This is a genomic window from Labrenzia sp. THAF82, assembly GCF_009363435.1.
GTDB lineage: Bacteria > Pseudomonadota > Alphaproteobacteria > Rhizobiales > Stappiaceae > Roseibium > Roseibium porphyridii.
Window position 1 is genome coordinate 285,786 of record NZ_CP045354.1, and the last position, 15,776, is coordinate 301,561.

The following is a 15,776-nucleotide window of genomic DNA, read 5'->3' on the forward strand; positions in this document are numbered from 1 at the left end:
TTTTTGGAACCGCCTGGCATGTCTTAACGCCCCCTTAAATTGCCCCTTCTAGGATCTTCTCCGGGAGCCGGCGCGTCTGACGGGTGAACACCCGTCTGGACCGGTAAGTACGGGACGGATGATCTATGGCGACACGGGCGAAACGCCAGCCGCGGATTGAAGCGACATTTGGAGACACGGGCAGCAGTCTGCTCGACCTGCGTCTAGGACCGCGGGACCGCCCCACTGCGCCTTCAGGAAAGAAAACAAGTAAAACCAAGAGCCGAAAATCAACAAAGACCAGCAGCAAAAAACCTGCAGGAAAGAAATCCACCCCTTCGCGGCGCAGTCAGACAAAGAAAAGCACGGCATCCCGGCGAGGCGGGCGATCAGGCTCCAAGAGGCGAAGCCAGAAACGCAAAAATCGTTTTCAGGCACGCACTGCGTTCGGGCGCCTGCTCAAACGCGGCCTTTATTGGAGCATGGTTTTAGGGATCTGGGGATCCATCGCTGTTGTTTGCATCATCGGTTACTATGCGGCCTTTCTGCCTCCAACCTCTGAGTGGCAGGTTCCGGCACGCCCGCCCAACGTCAAGATAGTCGCTTCAAATGGAAGCCTGATCGCCAATCGTGGCGATACCGGCGGCGAAGCCGTGAGGCTCGAACAGCTGCCGCCTTACCTTCCAAATGCCGTCATTGCCATCGAGGACCGGCGCTATCGATCTCACATTGGCGTTGACCCAATCGGACTTGCACGTGCGCTCTATATCAACGTCACTGCCGGACGGTTGACGCAGGGTGGGTCAACACTCACCCAGCAGCTCGCCAAAAACCTGTTTCTGGAACCTGATCGAACCATCAAACGAAAAATCCAGGAACTGGTGCTCGCATTCTGGCTGGAAGCTGAATACTCCAAGGATGAGATCCTGGAGATGTATCTCAACCGGGTTTATCTCGGTTCAGGCGCCTATGGTGTTGATGCCGCTGCACGACGCTACTTTGGCAAGTCTGCGCGCTTGCTTACCATTCCCGAGGCGGCCACCATTGCCGGCCTTCTCAAAGCGCCTTCGCGCTATTCACCCGCACGAAACCCGGATCTTGCAGAGGACCGTGCGCAGCTCGTCCTCGCCGCCATGCATGAGGAGGGTTATATTACCGCAGGTGAGGCAAAGAATGCCCTTGCCGCGCCAGCGCAGGTCGTCAGACGCTATACCACCGCCAGTGAGAACTACGCTGCCGATTGGGTGATGGACGTTCTGCCACACTTCGTTGGCTCCATCGAAAAAGACATCATCGTAGACACGACCATTGACCCCGGCATGCAGGGTGCCGCCGAAACAGCACTGCGCGCAGCACTATCGGAAAACCGGCAGACACTCGGTGTCAGTCAGGGCGCCGTAGTCACTCTCGACACGGCAGGTGCTGTCAAGGCCATGGTTGGAGGAGCAGACTATTCGAAGAGCCAGTTCAACCGTGCCGTTTATGCCAAGCGTCAACCGGGTTCGGCCTTCAAACCATTTGTCTATCTGGCTGCGCTCGAAAAGGGCATGACGCCACAATCTGTACGCCAGGACAAACCAATCACAATTGGTGGCTGGTCTCCAAAAAACTACACCAAACAACACTATGGCGCGGTTACACTGACACGCTCGCTCAGCCTTTCGCTCAACACGGTTGCTGCGCAACTGGCATATGAAGTCGGTGTCGGCACTGTCGCCAGCACTGCGCAGCGGCTCGGCATCACCTCGGACATGAAGAAAAACCTGTCCCTGTCGCTTGGGACTTCTGAAGTGACTCCGCTGGAGATTGCATCTGCCTACGTACCATTTTCCAATGGCGGATATGGCGTACTGCCGCATATCATTCGCCGCATCCGAACCGTAGACGGCAAGACCCTATATTCGCGCTCTGGAGATGGCCGCGGGCGCGTCGTAGCGCGCGGTGCCGTTGGCAACATGAACCTGATGATGGCGGAAACCCTGATGACTGGCACCGGCCGCAAGGCCAGACTGGACAGCGGGCGTCCGGCAGGAGGGAAAACCGGCACCAGTCAGGATTTTCGAGACGCCTGGTTCATAGGTTACACCGGCAACCTCACAACAGCCGTATGGTTCGGAAACGACAACAATTCGCCAACCAGGAAAGCAACCGGTGGCAGTTTGCCAGCAATTGTCTGGAAAGAGGTCATGGACAAGGCGCATGACGGCCTGCCTGTTGCGGACCTTCCGGGCGTTCCAAACCTGCCCGCAAACGTTTCAGCACCGCGAAAACCTGTTCCCAACGCAACCGTTGGATCAGGAAGCGAGCCGATACCGCCCGCGCCAATCGGAGGCGACCTCGAGCCGGATGAGCGGCGAGGACCACTGAACCTTTTGCGCAACCTCTTTGGTGGCGGTTAATGGCACCTTTGAAGATTGAATTCAGCTAAGGTCACATCAAGCGGTAAAACGCTTCCATCAGCACTGGTGGCTATAGGTAAAGACGAGCGTGTCGGTGGTGTACTGTCCAGTCGGACGGCAACGATTATAGACTTCGCGTGTCCCTGTCACCGTCACCTGCAACTGGTCACCACGGACTGGGCCCTCCACGAAATACTCCAGAGGCGAACCGGGGCAGAACTTTGAGAAAACTCGTGCTGTTCCCGAATACCAGTTGCCGTTTTTCACACCGCTGAATAGCAGCGTTCCGCGCTGGACACCTGCATTGCGCAGGACATTCCTTGGAACTTCATAAGATAACCATCGTTGATTGCCTTGCGCTTGCAATCGCATGAGGGATCCGTTGTGATTCCAGCAACTGTCAGCGAACGCCTCGCCCGAAGCAACCGTAACAAGTCCGACTATTCCAGCCAGGCTGAAAGCCCTGGCCCACATAAACTTCAAAAAAGACATGGATCGCCTCCCAACTAAGCCCAGGAAAGCGAAACACATTCTCCGAATTTTGCAATTGGCAAATTAACCGAAGCCGTGAAGGTAAAGCCCATTTTCCTTCAACCAAACCCTGGCACGCGGTGTTTGAGGGGCCAGCCGCTCACACAGGCGCCAAAATCGACTCGAATGATTCAACTCCCTCAAATGCGCCACTTCGTGCGCTGCGACATAGTCCAGAATGTCAGGAGGAGCCAAAATCAAGCGCCATGAAAAAGACAGGCGCCCGTTGGATGCACAAGAGCCCCAACGGCTTTTGGTATCGCGAATGCTGATTGCAGCGATTTTTTCATCAATTGCCGCAGCGTGAAACATTGCCCGATCCGTCAAGTCGGCACGCGCCTGAGATTTCAACCAGGTCGTGACCTTTCGGGGGATGTGATCCTCCGCACCCGGCACAAAGAGAGCAGGAAACCCCTCTTTTGTCGCACCGGTCGACACCAGACCCCGCAAATTGCCCGTCGACACAATGACATGGTCCTCTCCGCGCAAAGGCAGAATGTCCCCAGGTTGAAAAGCAACATGATCCGGCCGGTCCTGAAGCCGTTCCACCAACCAATCGATGTGCTGTCGCGCGAAATTCTCTGCGCGCGCGAGGTTGCCACCGCCCGGAACCGTTAAGACCGGCCCTGAACTGTCGGCTGGAAGTCGTAGCAGGTATCTCTGAGCCCTCGGATTGGCGCGCAATCGAATGCGCACTTCGCTCGTTTCCGTCTGGATATCGATATGTTCTGGCAGGCGCTTTTTACCGAGGCGTGAAAACATGCTGTACGTGTGTCCGACGAATCATAGGCTTCCATATTAGGCCGTTTTTGCTAGCAATTCTCGCAAGAAACGCAGTGGTTTTAGCTCAACGATGGTATCTGATTGATGAATGAAACTGATTGAACTCGGCACAAAAACGACGAAAGCGGCGCTTCTGAAAAGCGCCGCTTTCGGTCAGGCCGCCCGGAGGCGGGTCTGGGAGGAATGACTTACAACGGTGCGGGTTCCGCGCCGCCGGTGTTCCGTCCCCGGTTGGCCATGAAGCGATCAAACTCTTCCTGATCACGCGCCCGGCGCAACTCACGAAGAAAATTGTCGAACTCAGCGCGCATCTCATCGAGCTTTGCGCGTTCTTCTTCCAGCCGTTTCAGCTCAGCCTCACGATAGTCATCGAACGCAACATTTCCGGTGCGTGCGTAGCCAGTCGAATTTGACATTTGATCAAATGCTCCCTTCAGCGGGCTCCCCCGCCATTGATCTTTCGCATCGCGGAACATTCCCTCGAAGCGATCGCCCCAGAGAATGTAGGCGAGCATAGCCAGGCCAAGTGGCCAGAAAACCACGAACCCCAGAACCATCAGGCCGATGGTTGCAGGCGTCCAGGCAGGTTTGATCATGCAACTTTTGGTCGTCGTCATCATCCTATCCATTTAAGACATCCACGATTGACAAGTGGGGACTGTCGCGGCGCGCTTCAAGGATTTGTGATGTCCAACACAGCTTGAAAGGCAGCAAAAAGCTCGGTCTCCATTGTGGAGAGCCGAGCTTAACGCATTCAAATCTTTGATCTAAATCTGACCTAGTCCTCAAAAGGACCATCGATCACATGTTGGGCGGAATAGTTCGCCAAAAGCTTTTCCCGGTGCCATTCACCCGCCATCGGCGCGTTGGCGTACTCATGGAAACACGGTGTTCCGAGAGTGAAATGGAGCAGTTTTGCATCAGGGTTCGGGCCGAGTTCGTCGGGCAACCAGTTCCACTCGATCGGCAACTCACCAATCAGATCATCTTCCAGCCAGGTAAAGCGATGAAGCTGCGCACCGGTTGCGTTCATGACGAAATCAGGCGTCACGGCGCGGTTGGCCGGGTGCGCACAATTCCAAAGAACGACTGAAGACCAGTTCTTGCGAGGGTAATTCTCGTTTTTCGATCCTAGATATTTTGTTGTTTGCTTGGTTTTGTAGTCATGGTGCACACACATGACCGCCTTGCTTTCATCGCGCAACGCAAACAGTTTTGCGATGTCATCCCGGACAATCATGTCCCCATCCATGAACAACGCCCAACCGTTGTAGTTCATGAGGTTTGGAATGAGAAATCTGGTGTAGATGAAATGGTTCGACCCGTCCGTGTGCGTTTCGTTGTAGGTTTTGAGGTTGTGCAGCGACAGGGGCGTAATTGCCAGAACATCGCTGGACTGCCGTGTGAGGCTGTTGGCACAAACATGATAGGCCACCGCCTCACGCGGATCGAAACCAATGAAAATATTCAGCACTTGGGGAACCTCCGGCCTCGCTTCATGACCGGTCTTGTATTGGTCAAAATGAGTGGAATCAATAGGGCCAGGTAGTCTGTCTGAAAAAACTGGACGTTTAGATGCAAGTTTCAGGCGCCTTGAAGACGCCTGAACCGGTTCAATCAGCCTACAGCTTCAGACAACTGCTTGGCTTGTTTGATCCAATTGTCACGAGCAATCCTGCCGCGAAAGTCGAGCTTACCATCCAAAGCTTCGATCTGCTCTTTGGTCAACGATGCGATTTGCCAATAGTGAAATATACCTGCCTCGTTGAGTGCCGACTCAAGCTTGGGACCAACCCCCGCAATTTCCTTCAAGTTATCTGCAACCCCATCCGGCTTGGTCAAAAGGATTTTTTCCAGTGGAACAGCGCTTTTGCCTGCGGATTTCTTGGGTTTTTGCGATGCAGGCGAAGTCGCTTTCTTGGCTGGTTTCTCTTTCGGCTTTTGCTGCCCGTTTCTGTTGGAACGGATAAAATCCATGACCCGAGGCGCGATTTCTGAACGCCAGCGCGACCCATTGAAGACACCATAGTGACCCACATTGGGCTGCTCGTAATGCGCCTTCATGGATTCCGGCAGGCTCGTGCAAAGATCATGAGCGGCACGGGTCTGTCCACGCCCAGTGATATCGTCTTTCTCGCCTTCAACTGTGAGAAGGGCAGTCCGGGTAATCTTGTTGCAATCGACCAGTCGGCCGTTATGCGTCATGGTGCCGTTCGGCAGCGCGTGCTCAATGAAAACGGTTTCGACCGTCTGGAGATAGAACTCTGCCGTCAAATCCATGACCGCAAGATATTCATCATAAAACTCGCGATGTTTTTCAGCGCTGTCACCATCACCTTCGACCAGATGCTGGAAAAACTCTCGGTGAGCCGTAAGGTGTCGATCGAGGTTCATGCTCATGAAGCCGGAGAGCTGAAGAAATCCCGGATACACATCACGCATGAAGCCCGGATGAGGGAAAGGTACCTTCATCACGACGTTTTTCTTGAACCAATCAAGACCTTTGGCAACCGCCAGATCATTCACGGCCGTCGGTGCAACCCGCGTATCAATTGGGCCACCCATAAGCGTCATGGTTGACGGAATGTAGGGATCCTCACGATCTTCCATGACCGCAACTGCGGCCAGCACCGGAACGGATGGCTGACAAACACCCAGAACATGCGCATCGGGCCCAAGGAAATGCAGGATCGAAATGATGTAGTCGATATAATCGTCCAGATCGAACTTGCCCTCCTGCACAGGCACCATGCGAGCATCGATCCAGTCTGTGATGAAGACATCGGCATTCGGCATCAACGCTTCGACAGTGCCACGTAAAAGCGTCGCGTAGTGTCCGGACATTGGCGCTACGATCAAAACCTTTGGATCGTTTCGATGGGAGGTAACGCCCCGCTCAAAATGAATGAGATCACAGAACGGGCGGCTCCAGACGATGTTCTCGCGTACAGGAACCCTGACACCACCAACACTGGTTTCCTTCAGGCCGAAATCAGGTTTCCCATATCGACGCGTTGTGCGTTCCAGAACCTCGCAACCCGCTGCGATCTGTCGCCCATAGCTGGTGTGCGTCAATGGGTTGAGCGGGTTCTGAAAATAGAGCCGCGTCATATCGGCCACCGCACGCAGAGGTGCCATTGCCGCGTGGTTCAGCTCATAAAGGTGATAAAATGGCAAAGGCGCATCTCCTTTGTTTACGAAGCCGCCGCCTGCCCCTTTATTGAAATCGAAAAACATTATGCCTACGGCCCGTCTGTTATTGCACCATCTATTGCATCGCAACAGGATAGCTAGGTGCGCTGCCACCCGCAATACTGCTAATTGTTAGGCGGTTGCGGTGCTAAGCCCAAAGAACAATAAACATTCTTGCAGCCACATCCTGTTTGTGCGCACTGCAAAAATACAGATTAGACTGTGATATCATATCTGTAGGTCTGGGTGTCCCAATCGGATCAGGCGCTCAGGCAGCCAGGTCGGCCACGACGGCATCAAGCACAAAAAAACCTTCCCGCGTCGCGCGTACCCGGTTTTCCCCCACTCGTTCCACCATATTGTGCTCTAGAAGTGCATTCAGACGTTTGGGATCGATGGATCTGTGAGCAAATCGCTGATATCGGCCTAGGTCGATACCTTCATTGAGCCTCAGGCCCATGAGCAGAAACTCGTCGCCTTGTTCTTCTTCCGAGAGGCCGGAGTTCTCAACCAGCGCATGTCCGACCTGCTCGACATTTTCAAGCCATGTTTCCGGGTGCCGCTCCGTCGCCGTTGCAAGCCTGTTGACCCCGACAGTCAACCTGCCATGCGCTCCCGGCCCTACGCCGACATAGTCGCCATAACGCCAATACACCAGGTTATGCCGGCATTCAGAGCCTGGTCTGGCATGGTTGGAAACCTCATAAGCCGGAAGACCGGCTGCCGTCGTCACATCTTGCGTAAGTTCATAGAATTCTGCACCCAGGTCGGGTTCAGGCATCTTCAGTTTACCAGCCTGGTAAAGATTGAAGAACGGCGTCCCTTCTTCAATCGTCAGCTGATAGAGCGACATATGATCGGCTGCCAGCCCGATCGCTTCTTCAAGTTCCCGGCACCAAGCATCGGGCGTTTGACCCGGCCGCGCATAGATCAGATCAAATGAAAGCCGCGGAAAAGTCGCTCGGGCGGTTTCGATCGCATTTCTTGCCGTTTTAGCATCGTGCAAGCGGCCAAGAAGTTTTAAATCCGCGTCAATCAAAGATTGAACACCGAGCGAAACCCTGTTCACGCCCGCTGCGCGATAGCCCTTGAAACGTTCTGCCTCAACGGAAGAGGGGTTAGCCTCCAAGGAGATCTCAGCATCGTCACCAACAGACCAGAGTTCTGAAACCTTGTTCAGTATTCGCCCGACTGTTTCTGGCTCCATCAGTGACGGTGTTCCCCCGCCCAAGAAAATGGACTCTACGCTCTTACCCCTAGTCAGCTCAGCAAAGTGACCAAGTTCTCTTTCAAACGCCGAGGCGAACCGAGCCTGGTCGACACCTTGGTGACGCACATGCGAGTTGAAATCGCAGTATGGGCACTTTGCTGCACAGAAGGGCCAATGCACGTAGATGCCGAAGCCGCCTTCCGTTTCCCCCATTCCCCTCACGTGAGTCTAGCCCTCCAGGCAGTTTGCCGCGAATGTCTGAAAAGCGCGCGCCCTGTGAGACAAGGCAGGTTTGTCCTTTGACCAACCGTGCTTTTCCTCAGATGACATTTCACCAAAGGTTCTGTCGTGACCGTCCGGCCGGAATACCGGGTCATATCCGAAGCCCTGAGTACCGCGCGGCGGCCAGACGATTTCACCTTCGACTTCGCCTCGGAACGACTCGTCATGCCCATCGGGCCATGCCAAACACAGGACCGCAACAAAGGAACTGCGCCTTTGAGCCGCCGATCCCGCTCCTGCAGACTGGAGTTTTTCCTCAATGGTTCGCATGGCCATGGCAAAATCCTTGTCCGGCCCTGCCCAACGCGCAGAATAAATGCCTGGATCACCACCAAGTGCCTCAACGCAAAATCCGCTGTCATCTGCAAGCGCCGGCAACTGAGACGCCTTTGCGGCTGCATGCGCCTTCAACGCTGCATTTTCCTCAAAGGTCACACCCGTCTCTTCCGGCTCCGGCAAGTCAAGTTCGGAGGCTGAAACCACGTCAAACCCGTAAGGTTGAAGCAACTCGTTAATTTCCCGGATCTTTCCCTTATTGTGGCTCGCCACCACAAGCCTGCCTGGATCCAGTTTCCGGTGACCCATGATCAATACCTCTCAGCGCCTCTAGAGAATGGCCATTTTCTGGAGATCGACCAACTTTCCAATTCCCGACTTTGCGAGGCCGAGCAGTTGACCGAATTCTTCTTCCGAAAATGGCGCACCTTCGGCTGTCCCTTGAATTTCGACAATGCCACCAGAGCCAGTCATAACGAAGTTGGCGTCGGTTTCCGCCGTGCTGTCTTCCGCGTAATCAAGATCGAGAACAGGTGTGCCTTCGTAAATTCCGCAGGAAATCGCAGCGATGTGATCTTTCAAGACCTCACCGGAAACCATATCGCGTGCCTTCATCCACTCAACACAATCACGCAGTGCGACCCATGCGCCAGTGATGGAAGCCGTGCGTGTGCCGCCATCCGCCTGAATAACGTCGCAGTCGACGCTGATCTGAGCTTCGCCAAGCGCTTGCAGATCGACTACCGCGCGCAGTGATCTGCCAATCAAGCGCTGAATCTCCTGGGTCCGGCCAGACTGTTTTCCGGCAGTCGCTTCTCTGCGCATACGGTCGCCGGTGGCACGGGGCAACATCCCATATTCTGCTGTTACCCAACCGCGATTCTGACCGCGCAACCAGGGCGGAACACGCTCTTCCAGGCTTGCGGTGCACAGAACGTGCGTGTCACCGAATTTCACCAGGCACGAGCCCTCGGCATGTTTGGAGACGCCCCGTTCAAGGGTGACTGCCCGCAGTTCGTCTGCTGCACGTTTTGAGGGACGCATGGATTTCCTTTCAAGCTTGGCGCATTTGTTGTGCGCCTTGTAGACCTCAACTTTGTTCGGCGTAAAGGCCTTGATCAGATCTTGTTTTACGCTTGGAGCGTTTTGAGCCTATATCTATGGATCATAGGCAGGCATCGTACGAAGACGCCAGCAGTCTGACTTACGGAGAATAAACCTTGAGCTTGAGCGACCTCGACAAGAGATCACGCGAAATCTTCCGCTCGATCGTAGAAACCTACCTTGAAACCGGAGAGCCGGTGGGTTCGCGAAATGTTTCCCGGAGTCTTGCCATGTCACTTTCGCCTGCTTCGGTGCGAAATGTCATGTCAGATCTTGAACACCTGGGTCTTTTGCATTCACCGCATACAAGCGCCGGGCGGCTGCCAACCGAAATCGGTTTGAGGTTTTTCGTCGATGCGCTTCTGGAAGTGGGTGATCTGACACAGGATGAGCGCCAGCAGATTGATGTGCAGGTGAGGGCTTCGCAACAAACAAATTCTGCCGAGCAGGTTCTGACCGAAGCCAGCCAGATGCTTTCGGGTTTGTCCCATGGAGCAGGAGTGGTGTTGACGCACAAGTCAGACATGCGTCTGAAACACATCGAATTCGTGCGTATCGAACCCCAAAAAGCGCTCGTCATCATGGTCAGCGAAGACGGTTCGGTGGAAAACAGGGTCATCGATTTGCCTGCCGGACTGCCGTCTTCGGCGCTGGTCGAGGCGACAAACTATCTGAATGCGCAGATACAGGGACGTACTCTCTCCCAGATCCGGAACAAACTCGAAAAGGTCAGGGACGCAGATCAAGCCGAGCTCGACCTGCTTAGCCAGAAGGTTGTTGATACAGGACTGGCTGTCTGGAGCGGTGATGGCATCAACGATCCGGGAACACTGATTGTCCGGGGTCGCTCAAATCTTCTTACCGATCTTGACGCCGTAGAGGATTTGGAACGCATCCGCTTGCTCTTCGACGATCTGGAAAACAAGAAAGACCTCATTCAATTGCTTGGTCTTGCCGAGAAAGGTGACGGTGTACGCATTTTCATCGGGTCGGAAAACAACCTCTTTTCCCTTTCGGGATCTTCGCTCGTGGTCTCGCCTTATCGGGACAGCAGCCAGCGCATTGTCGGCGTCCTTGGCGTTATCGGACCGACCCGGCTGAATTATGCTCGCGTTATTCCCATGGTGGACTATACGGCGCGGCTTGTGAGCAGGCTCTTAGGCTGAGCACAATTTGACCCACTCCCGATGATATGACGTTTTGCACCCAAACAGGACCAAACATGCTTTCATCAGCAGAACTTGAGCGCTACGCCCGCCACATCGTCATGCGCGAAATCGGAGGCGCAGGACAGCAAAAGCTTAAAAATGCGCGCGTTCTGGTGATTGGAGCAGGAGGCCTTGGAGCGCCGGTTCTTCAGTACCTTGCCGCAGCAGGAATTGGCACACTTGGAGTTGTCGACGACGACACGGTGTCTTTGTCCAACCTCCAAAGGCAGGTTATTCATGATACCGACCAACTGGGCGAACCGAAGGTCGCCAGCGCAGCCGAAGCCATCGCAAGACTCAATCCAAATGTGAAAGTGGAGCCGCACCCAACGAGACTTGCCGGACACAATGCCATTTCACTGATCAGCGGATATGACTTTGTTGTCGATGGTTCGGACAATTTCGACACGCGCTATCTTGTTTCAGATGCATGCTTTTTTGCCAAAAAACCCCTGATCACAGCGGCAGTCGGACAATTTGACGGGTCTATCACAACCTTGCGCCCCTTTGAGGAAAACGAAGACGGTGAGGCAAATCCGACCTATCGCTGTCTTTTTCCTCAAAAACCTCGTGATGGATTGCTGCCAACTTGTGCCGAAGCGGGAGTTCTCGGTGCGCTCACTGGCATTATAGGTGCAATGCAGGCCATGGAAGTCATCAAGGAAGTTACCGAAACCGGGGAAAGTCTGGTCGGTCGCATGATGATGTTCGACGCCAGATCGTTTCGTATGGAGACCATTCGCTACAAACGGTCTCCAAACAATCCACTTAACGGCTCTTCACCCATGAGCTGGACGGAGTTGCTGGAAGGGGCCTGACCAGCAGCCGGGAACAGAATATCAGTGATTGTCCCGCGGCAGTCCTTTGTGCGCAACATCCTGATATTTCACTGCTGGTTCAAGCACCATTCCCTTGTCGAATTGACCGATCATGGAGCGCTGGATTTCTTGCCAAGGCGTCTGACTGTCAACAATCTTGAAGCCTCCCGCAGCTTCCAGATTCGCGCGACGTTCAGCCAGTTCTTCGTCCGAGATCAGAATGTCTGCAGTGCCTTTCCTGAGGTCAATGCGAACCGGATCACCGGTCTTCAGCAAGGCCAACCCACCCATGGCAGCAGCTTCCGGTGATGCATTCAGGATCGATGGTGATCCTGAAGTGCCGGATTGACGACCGTCACCAATGCAGGGCAGTGAAGTGATGCCGCGTTTGATCAGTGCGGCAGGCGGCTGCATGTTGACAACTTCGGCACCGCCCGGATAGCCGATCGGCCCCGTTCCACGAATGAAGAGCATGCAATGTTCGTCAATCTCGAGATCAGGATTGTCGATGTTGTGGTGATAGTCTTCCGGCCCCTCGAAAACGATGGCCCGGCCTTCAAACGCTTCAGGATCATCCGGGTTGACCAGATAGCGGTTGCGGAACTCTTCGGAAATGACGCTTGTCTTCATGATTGCGCTGTTGAAGAGATTGCCTTTGAGATTGAGGAATCCTGCTTTTTCTTTCAGAGGTGCGTCAAAAGACTTGATCACATCCGGCAGATCCGTCGTGATGCCTTCGCAGTTTTCGGCCATTGTTTTGCCATTGGCGGTGATTGCGTCGGGATGCGGCAGCTTGCCGTTTCGGATCAGCTCGGCAATGACGGCCGGAACGCCGCCTGCGTGAAAATAGTCTTCACCAAGATATTCGCCTGCCGGCTGCAGGTTCACCAGGAGAGGGATGTCCTGACCGATAGACTGCCAGTCATCATTGTCCAGCTCGACACCGAGGTGACGCGCAACGCCGTTCAGGTGGATCGGTGCGTTTGTCGACCCGCCAATCGCGGAATTGACGACAATGGCGTTTTCGAAAGCTTCGCGGGTCATGATGTCGGACGGCTTGCGATCGGACCGCACCATCTCAACAATTCTCTTGCCCGTCTCATAGGAAATTGCACCGCGCTCGCGATACGGAGCCGGGATCGCGGCGGAGCCAGGCAACTGCATGCCCAGTGCTTCTGCCAGCGAGTTCATGGTCGTCGCTGTGCCCATGGTGTTGCAGTATCCAACCGACGGCGCAGAAGAAGAAACGAGATCCATAAAACCTGTGTAGTCGATCTCTCCGGCGGCCAGCATCTGGCGTGCTTTCCAGACAATGGTGCCTGAGCCGGTTCTTTCGCCCTTGTGCCAGCCATTCAGCATGGGACCGACGGAGAGTGCAATTGCCGGGATATTTACGGTGGCAGCTGCCATCAGGCAGGCCGGCGTGGTCTTGTCGCAACCGATAGTCAAAACAACGCCGTCAATCGGATAGCCATAAAGTAGTTCAACAAGGCCCAGATAAGCGAGGTTCCGGTCCAACGTCGCTGTTGGACGTTTTCCGGTTTCCTGGATCGGGTGAACAGGAAATTCAAACGCGATTCCACCGGCTTCGCGAATTCCTTCACGGATGCGATTGGCAAGTTCCAGATGGTGCCTGTTACACGGAGAAAGATCTGAACCCGTCTGTGCAATACCGATAATCGGTTTGCCTGACTGCAATTCCTCTCGTGTGATTCCAAAATTGAGATAGCGCTCGATGTAGAGCGCGGTCATGCCCGGATTATCCGGGTTGTCGAACCAGGCGGCAGATCGCAGGCCTGTTTTTTTTGTATCGCTCATGGCGCCTCGTCCCTCAATTAAATCGCTTCAAGCGTTGCGCCCGATAAACACCAGCTCAGGGTTGCTGTAAAGGTAAGGACAGCTCCAATTGACATTTCAACAACGGGAAATCAGCTGAGCGCTGAAGATTTCTTCAATGTGTCCGAGACGGAAAATCGCGCGAAGACCCAAAGGATTGCGAGACACATTCCGAAAAGTATCGGCGCAGCCGCTAAAGGAACAAGAAGGAAAACACCGCACAAACCGGCGAGCGCCCAAAGTGCGATCAACAGCCCTTTGGCTTGCGCCGCCAGCGTCTTTCGACGTGTTGCCAGTGCCTTCAATGCCGGAAATGCGCCAATATCATCTGTATCACTTACGGCAATTGGTCCAGAGGAGTTGGCCTTATCCTGCGCATTGCCAGTAGGGCACACGTTCAGCTCCAGTGCAGACCGGTCTTGTGACAAGCTTAACACAAGCGGATACGTTTCTGTTGCTGATCTGGCAGCGGCCTCCAGCGCCTTTTCACCAGGGAGAGGGTCATCCATCAGCTCCAGACCCAGCATTCCGGCGAGCGCTTCTCTGGTTTTGTGGCTGTCGCCGCTGAACAATCTTGGCACAAGACCTTCTGAACGAAGCATTCTGCCGGCGACACCTGCATCCTGCCGCAGCGTACCTTCCAACCCGAGAACGCCCACGACACGGCCCCCGACCGCTACCCTTAGAACCGTCTTTCCATCTGCTTCCAGTGAACGGGCAATTGCATCGGCTGTAAAACTATCGATTTTCAGCTCTTTCAGAAGATCCGTGGTCCCGATCACAACCGTCTGACCTCCGAGCAGCGCGACAACACCCAGTCCCGCGGCCGGTTTGAAGCGATCGGGACTTTTTAAGGCTACATGCCATTGACTGGCCAGTTGCCGCAGCGCATGTGCGACGGGATGATCAGACCGGCCTTCCGCCGATGCCGCCACAGCAAGGAGCGTCTTGGGCTCATTGTTGAACGCCATTACATTGGTCACCATTAGATCCGGTCCGGACATCACTGCGGACTTGTCGATGACGATTTCTCTGGCTTTGGCGATCTTGCTGAATGCATCAGGCGCCAGCTCACGCGCGCCGGCGGCAAGTGCCGCTTTGTGAAATACCTTATCCGCAAATGCGTTGATGCCATCGATCAAATGCGGCCAGGACATCAGAAGCGTGATCGACGCCGCCATGGGAGCCGATGCAGGATCAATGACCCACCAGCCGACGGCCGTTGCAATCGATAGCCCAAGTGAGCCGATGGCCTCCTTGATCCCGCTGAAATCTCCGCGCGGAGGCAATACGGCAACGCCGAGCGAACGCAATAACATCAGAAGCGCCCCAGCCAGCGCCGGCCAGTTTGAAATAGCCGGTTCAATGCCGATCAGAACAAGCAACGTTGTAAGCGTCACCAAAAGCGTGCTCACGAACAACGTTGTCAGCGTTAAAGGACGGCCGACGGCGCGGTTTATCGAGTAAGACAACGCGAGAAATGAAAAAATTACGGAGAAATTGCTGAAAATCAGTGCACTATACTTACCGAATAGAAGAACCGATGGCGTCGACTTGTCCAATTCCGTGAACGCTACCTGCAAAGCTGCCATGAGGCTGGCGAGTGCCAAGATCATAAATGTGAGCCAGAAGACGGATATCAAAGGAGTTTTCGTCATGGCTGATGGCTTTCGTGCGTAGGGTTCCTCGAGCGTTCGGAGATGCCACCTACCGGAAATGCACACTCGGGCTGTCTCTGAACACCTTCAAAAATGCTGGACGGTTTTCGGGACTGCAATGGCTTGAAACCACTTGAACAGGGCGAATGCCCAGCCCGATGCCAAGCAGCAGGCAGTCTTGCCTATACTTTAGGCAACCGTTCACTTGCCCCTATCAAGCACCATGGTAGTGTTCGCTTGCTGTTTTTAATACTGGCTCGCCGGTTTTCAGAGCTGCGCCTAATATTGATTAGGCATAATTTAAATTTCTTCGGGGCATATACTTTAGGTGGAGGGCGGAATTGCCCTCCATTTTTTGCAAGCGTTGAGTTTCGAAACAAAAGGCCCGCGGGCTTAGTCAGCTCAATTTTCGCTGTAGCGTTTTCAGCTTTGTTTTTTTAAGCAAAAAATGCACGCCCCTGCCCCCTCTAAATGGGACGGCAGAATCTGCCGGGCCAACA

13 protein-coding genes are annotated in these 15,776 nt (G+C 54.4%); 3 read left to right on the plus strand and 10 right to left on the minus strand.

The features are described from left to right. Nucleotides 1-125 precede the first annotated feature (125 nt). Nucleotides 126-2,378: a transglycosylase domain-containing protein gene (locus FIV00_RS01315; protein ID WP_152499126.1), complete on the plus strand. Its 2,253-nt coding sequence runs from the start codon at nucleotides 126-128 to the stop codon at nucleotides 2,376-2,378. Nucleotides 2,379-2,435: 57 nt separating this feature from the next. On the opposite strand, the gene FIV00_RS01320 is transcribed toward FIV00_RS01315, so the two are convergent. The 8 genes from FIV00_RS01320 to rph form a co-directional block, all read right to left on the minus strand. Next, nucleotides 2,436-2,870, minus strand: coding sequence for a hypothetical protein (locus tag FIV00_RS01320; RefSeq protein ID WP_209006767.1), 435 nt, complete (start codon nucleotides 2,868-2,870; stop codon nucleotides 2,436-2,438). A gap of 63 nt (nucleotides 2,871-2,933) precedes the next feature. Further along, nucleotides 2,934-3,671, minus strand: coding sequence for a M48 family metallopeptidase (locus tag FIV00_RS01325; RefSeq protein WP_152499127.1), 738 nt, complete (start codon nucleotides 3,669-3,671; stop codon nucleotides 2,934-2,936). A 209-nt stretch (nucleotides 3,672-3,880) separates the two neighbouring features. Further along, nucleotides 3,881-4,321 (minus strand): DUF2852 domain-containing protein, encoded by a 441-nt coding sequence (locus tag FIV00_RS01330; protein WP_247649318.1) that lies wholly within the window; start codon nucleotides 4,319-4,321, stop codon nucleotides 3,881-3,883. Between the two features lie 149 nt (nucleotides 4,322-4,470). Continuing rightward, entirely contained in the window at nucleotides 4,471-5,166 is a 696-nt protein-coding gene (locus FIV00_RS01335) for a glycosyltransferase (protein WP_152499128.1), read from the minus strand. 143 nt (nucleotides 5,167-5,309) lie between these two features. Beyond that, nucleotides 5,310-6,830: a polyhydroxyalkanoate depolymerase gene (gene phaZ / locus FIV00_RS01340; protein ID WP_247649392.1), complete on the minus strand. Its 1,521-nt coding sequence runs from the start codon at nucleotides 6,828-6,830 to the stop codon at nucleotides 5,310-5,312. A gap of 322 nt (nucleotides 6,831-7,152) precedes the next feature. Continuing rightward, nucleotides 7,153-8,307, minus strand: a complete 1,155-nt coding sequence (gene hemW / locus FIV00_RS01345; protein ID WP_152499130.1) for a radical SAM family heme chaperone HemW — start codon at nucleotides 8,305-8,307, stop codon at nucleotides 7,153-7,155. 15 nt (nucleotides 8,308-8,322) lie between these two features. Next, nucleotides 8,323-8,961 (minus strand): RdgB/HAM1 family non-canonical purine NTP pyrophosphatase, encoded by a 639-nt coding sequence (gene rdgB, locus FIV00_RS01350; protein WP_152499131.1) that lies wholly within the window; start codon nucleotides 8,959-8,961, stop codon nucleotides 8,323-8,325. A gap of 21 nt (nucleotides 8,962-8,982) precedes the next feature. Further along, nucleotides 8,983-9,696 (minus strand): ribonuclease PH, encoded by a 714-nt coding sequence (rph, locus tag FIV00_RS01355; protein ID WP_152499132.1) that lies wholly within the window; start codon nucleotides 9,694-9,696, stop codon nucleotides 8,983-8,985. A gap of 176 nt (nucleotides 9,697-9,872) precedes the next feature. Between rph and hrcA the strand changes: the two genes are divergently transcribed. Next, nucleotides 9,873-10,922, plus strand: coding sequence for a heat-inducible transcriptional repressor HrcA (gene hrcA / locus FIV00_RS01360; protein WP_152499133.1), 1,050 nt, complete (start codon nucleotides 9,873-9,875; stop codon nucleotides 10,920-10,922). 56 nt (nucleotides 10,923-10,978) lie between these two features. Beyond that, the gene (locus FIV00_RS01365; protein WP_152499134.1) at nucleotides 10,979-11,782 is read left to right on the plus strand and encodes a molybdopterin-synthase adenylyltransferase MoeB; all 804 of its coding nucleotides are present in this window, start codon (nucleotides 10,979-10,981) and stop codon (nucleotides 11,780-11,782) included. 21 nt (nucleotides 11,783-11,803) lie between these two features. Here FIV00_RS01365 and FIV00_RS01370 read toward each other — a convergent pair whose 3' ends face one another. Together FIV00_RS01370 and FIV00_RS01375 are read right to left on the minus strand one after the other, a co-directional pair. Next, nucleotides 11,804-13,600 (minus strand): IlvD/Edd family dehydratase, encoded by a 1,797-nt coding sequence (locus FIV00_RS01370; RefSeq protein ID WP_152499135.1) that lies wholly within the window; start codon nucleotides 13,598-13,600, stop codon nucleotides 11,804-11,806. A 110-nt stretch (nucleotides 13,601-13,710) separates the two neighbouring features. After that, nucleotides 13,711-15,276, minus strand: a complete 1,566-nt coding sequence (locus tag FIV00_RS01375; protein ID WP_209006768.1) for a cation-translocating P-type ATPase — start codon at nucleotides 15,274-15,276, stop codon at nucleotides 13,711-13,713. Nucleotides 15,277-15,776 lie beyond the last annotated feature (500 nt).

Excerpts from the sequence above, each read along its gene's own strand:
- FIV00_RS01315 (WP_152499126.1), top strand. The coding sequence starts at position 126 with ATGGCGACACGGGCGAAACGCCAGCCGCGGATTGAAGCGACATTTGGA.
- FIV00_RS01320 (WP_209006767.1), bottom strand. The coding sequence starts at position 2,870 with ATGTCTTTTTTGAAGTTTATGTGGGCCAGGGCTTTCAGCCTGGCTGGA.
- FIV00_RS01325 (WP_152499127.1), bottom strand. The coding sequence starts at position 3,671 with ATGTTTTCACGCCTCGGTAAAAAGCGCCTGCCAGAACATATCGATATC.
- FIV00_RS01330 (WP_247649318.1), bottom strand. The coding sequence starts at position 4,321 with ATGGATAGGATGATGACGACGACCAAAAGTTGCATGATCAAACCTGCC.
- phaZ (WP_247649392.1), bottom strand. The coding sequence starts at position 6,830 with ATGGCACCTCTGCGTGCGGTGGCCGATATGACGCGGCTCTATTTTCAG.
- hemW (WP_152499130.1), bottom strand. The coding sequence starts at position 8,307 with ATGGGGGAAACGGAAGGCGGCTTCGGCATCTACGTGCATTGGCCCTTC.
- rdgB (WP_152499131.1), bottom strand. The coding sequence starts at position 8,961 with ATGGGTCACCGGAAACTGGATCCAGGCAGGCTTGTGGTGGCGAGCCAC.
- rph (WP_152499132.1), bottom strand. The coding sequence starts at position 9,696 with ATGCGTCCCTCAAAACGTGCAGCAGACGAACTGCGGGCAGTCACCCTT.
- FIV00_RS01365 (WP_152499134.1), top strand. The coding sequence starts at position 10,979 with ATGCTTTCATCAGCAGAACTTGAGCGCTACGCCCGCCACATCGTCATG.
- FIV00_RS01370 (WP_152499135.1), bottom strand. The coding sequence starts at position 13,600 with ATGAGCGATACAAAAAAAACAGGCCTGCGATCTGCCGCCTGGTTCGAC.
- FIV00_RS01375 (WP_209006768.1), bottom strand. The coding sequence starts at position 15,276 with ATGACGAAAACTCCTTTGATATCCGTCTTCTGGCTCACATTTATGATC.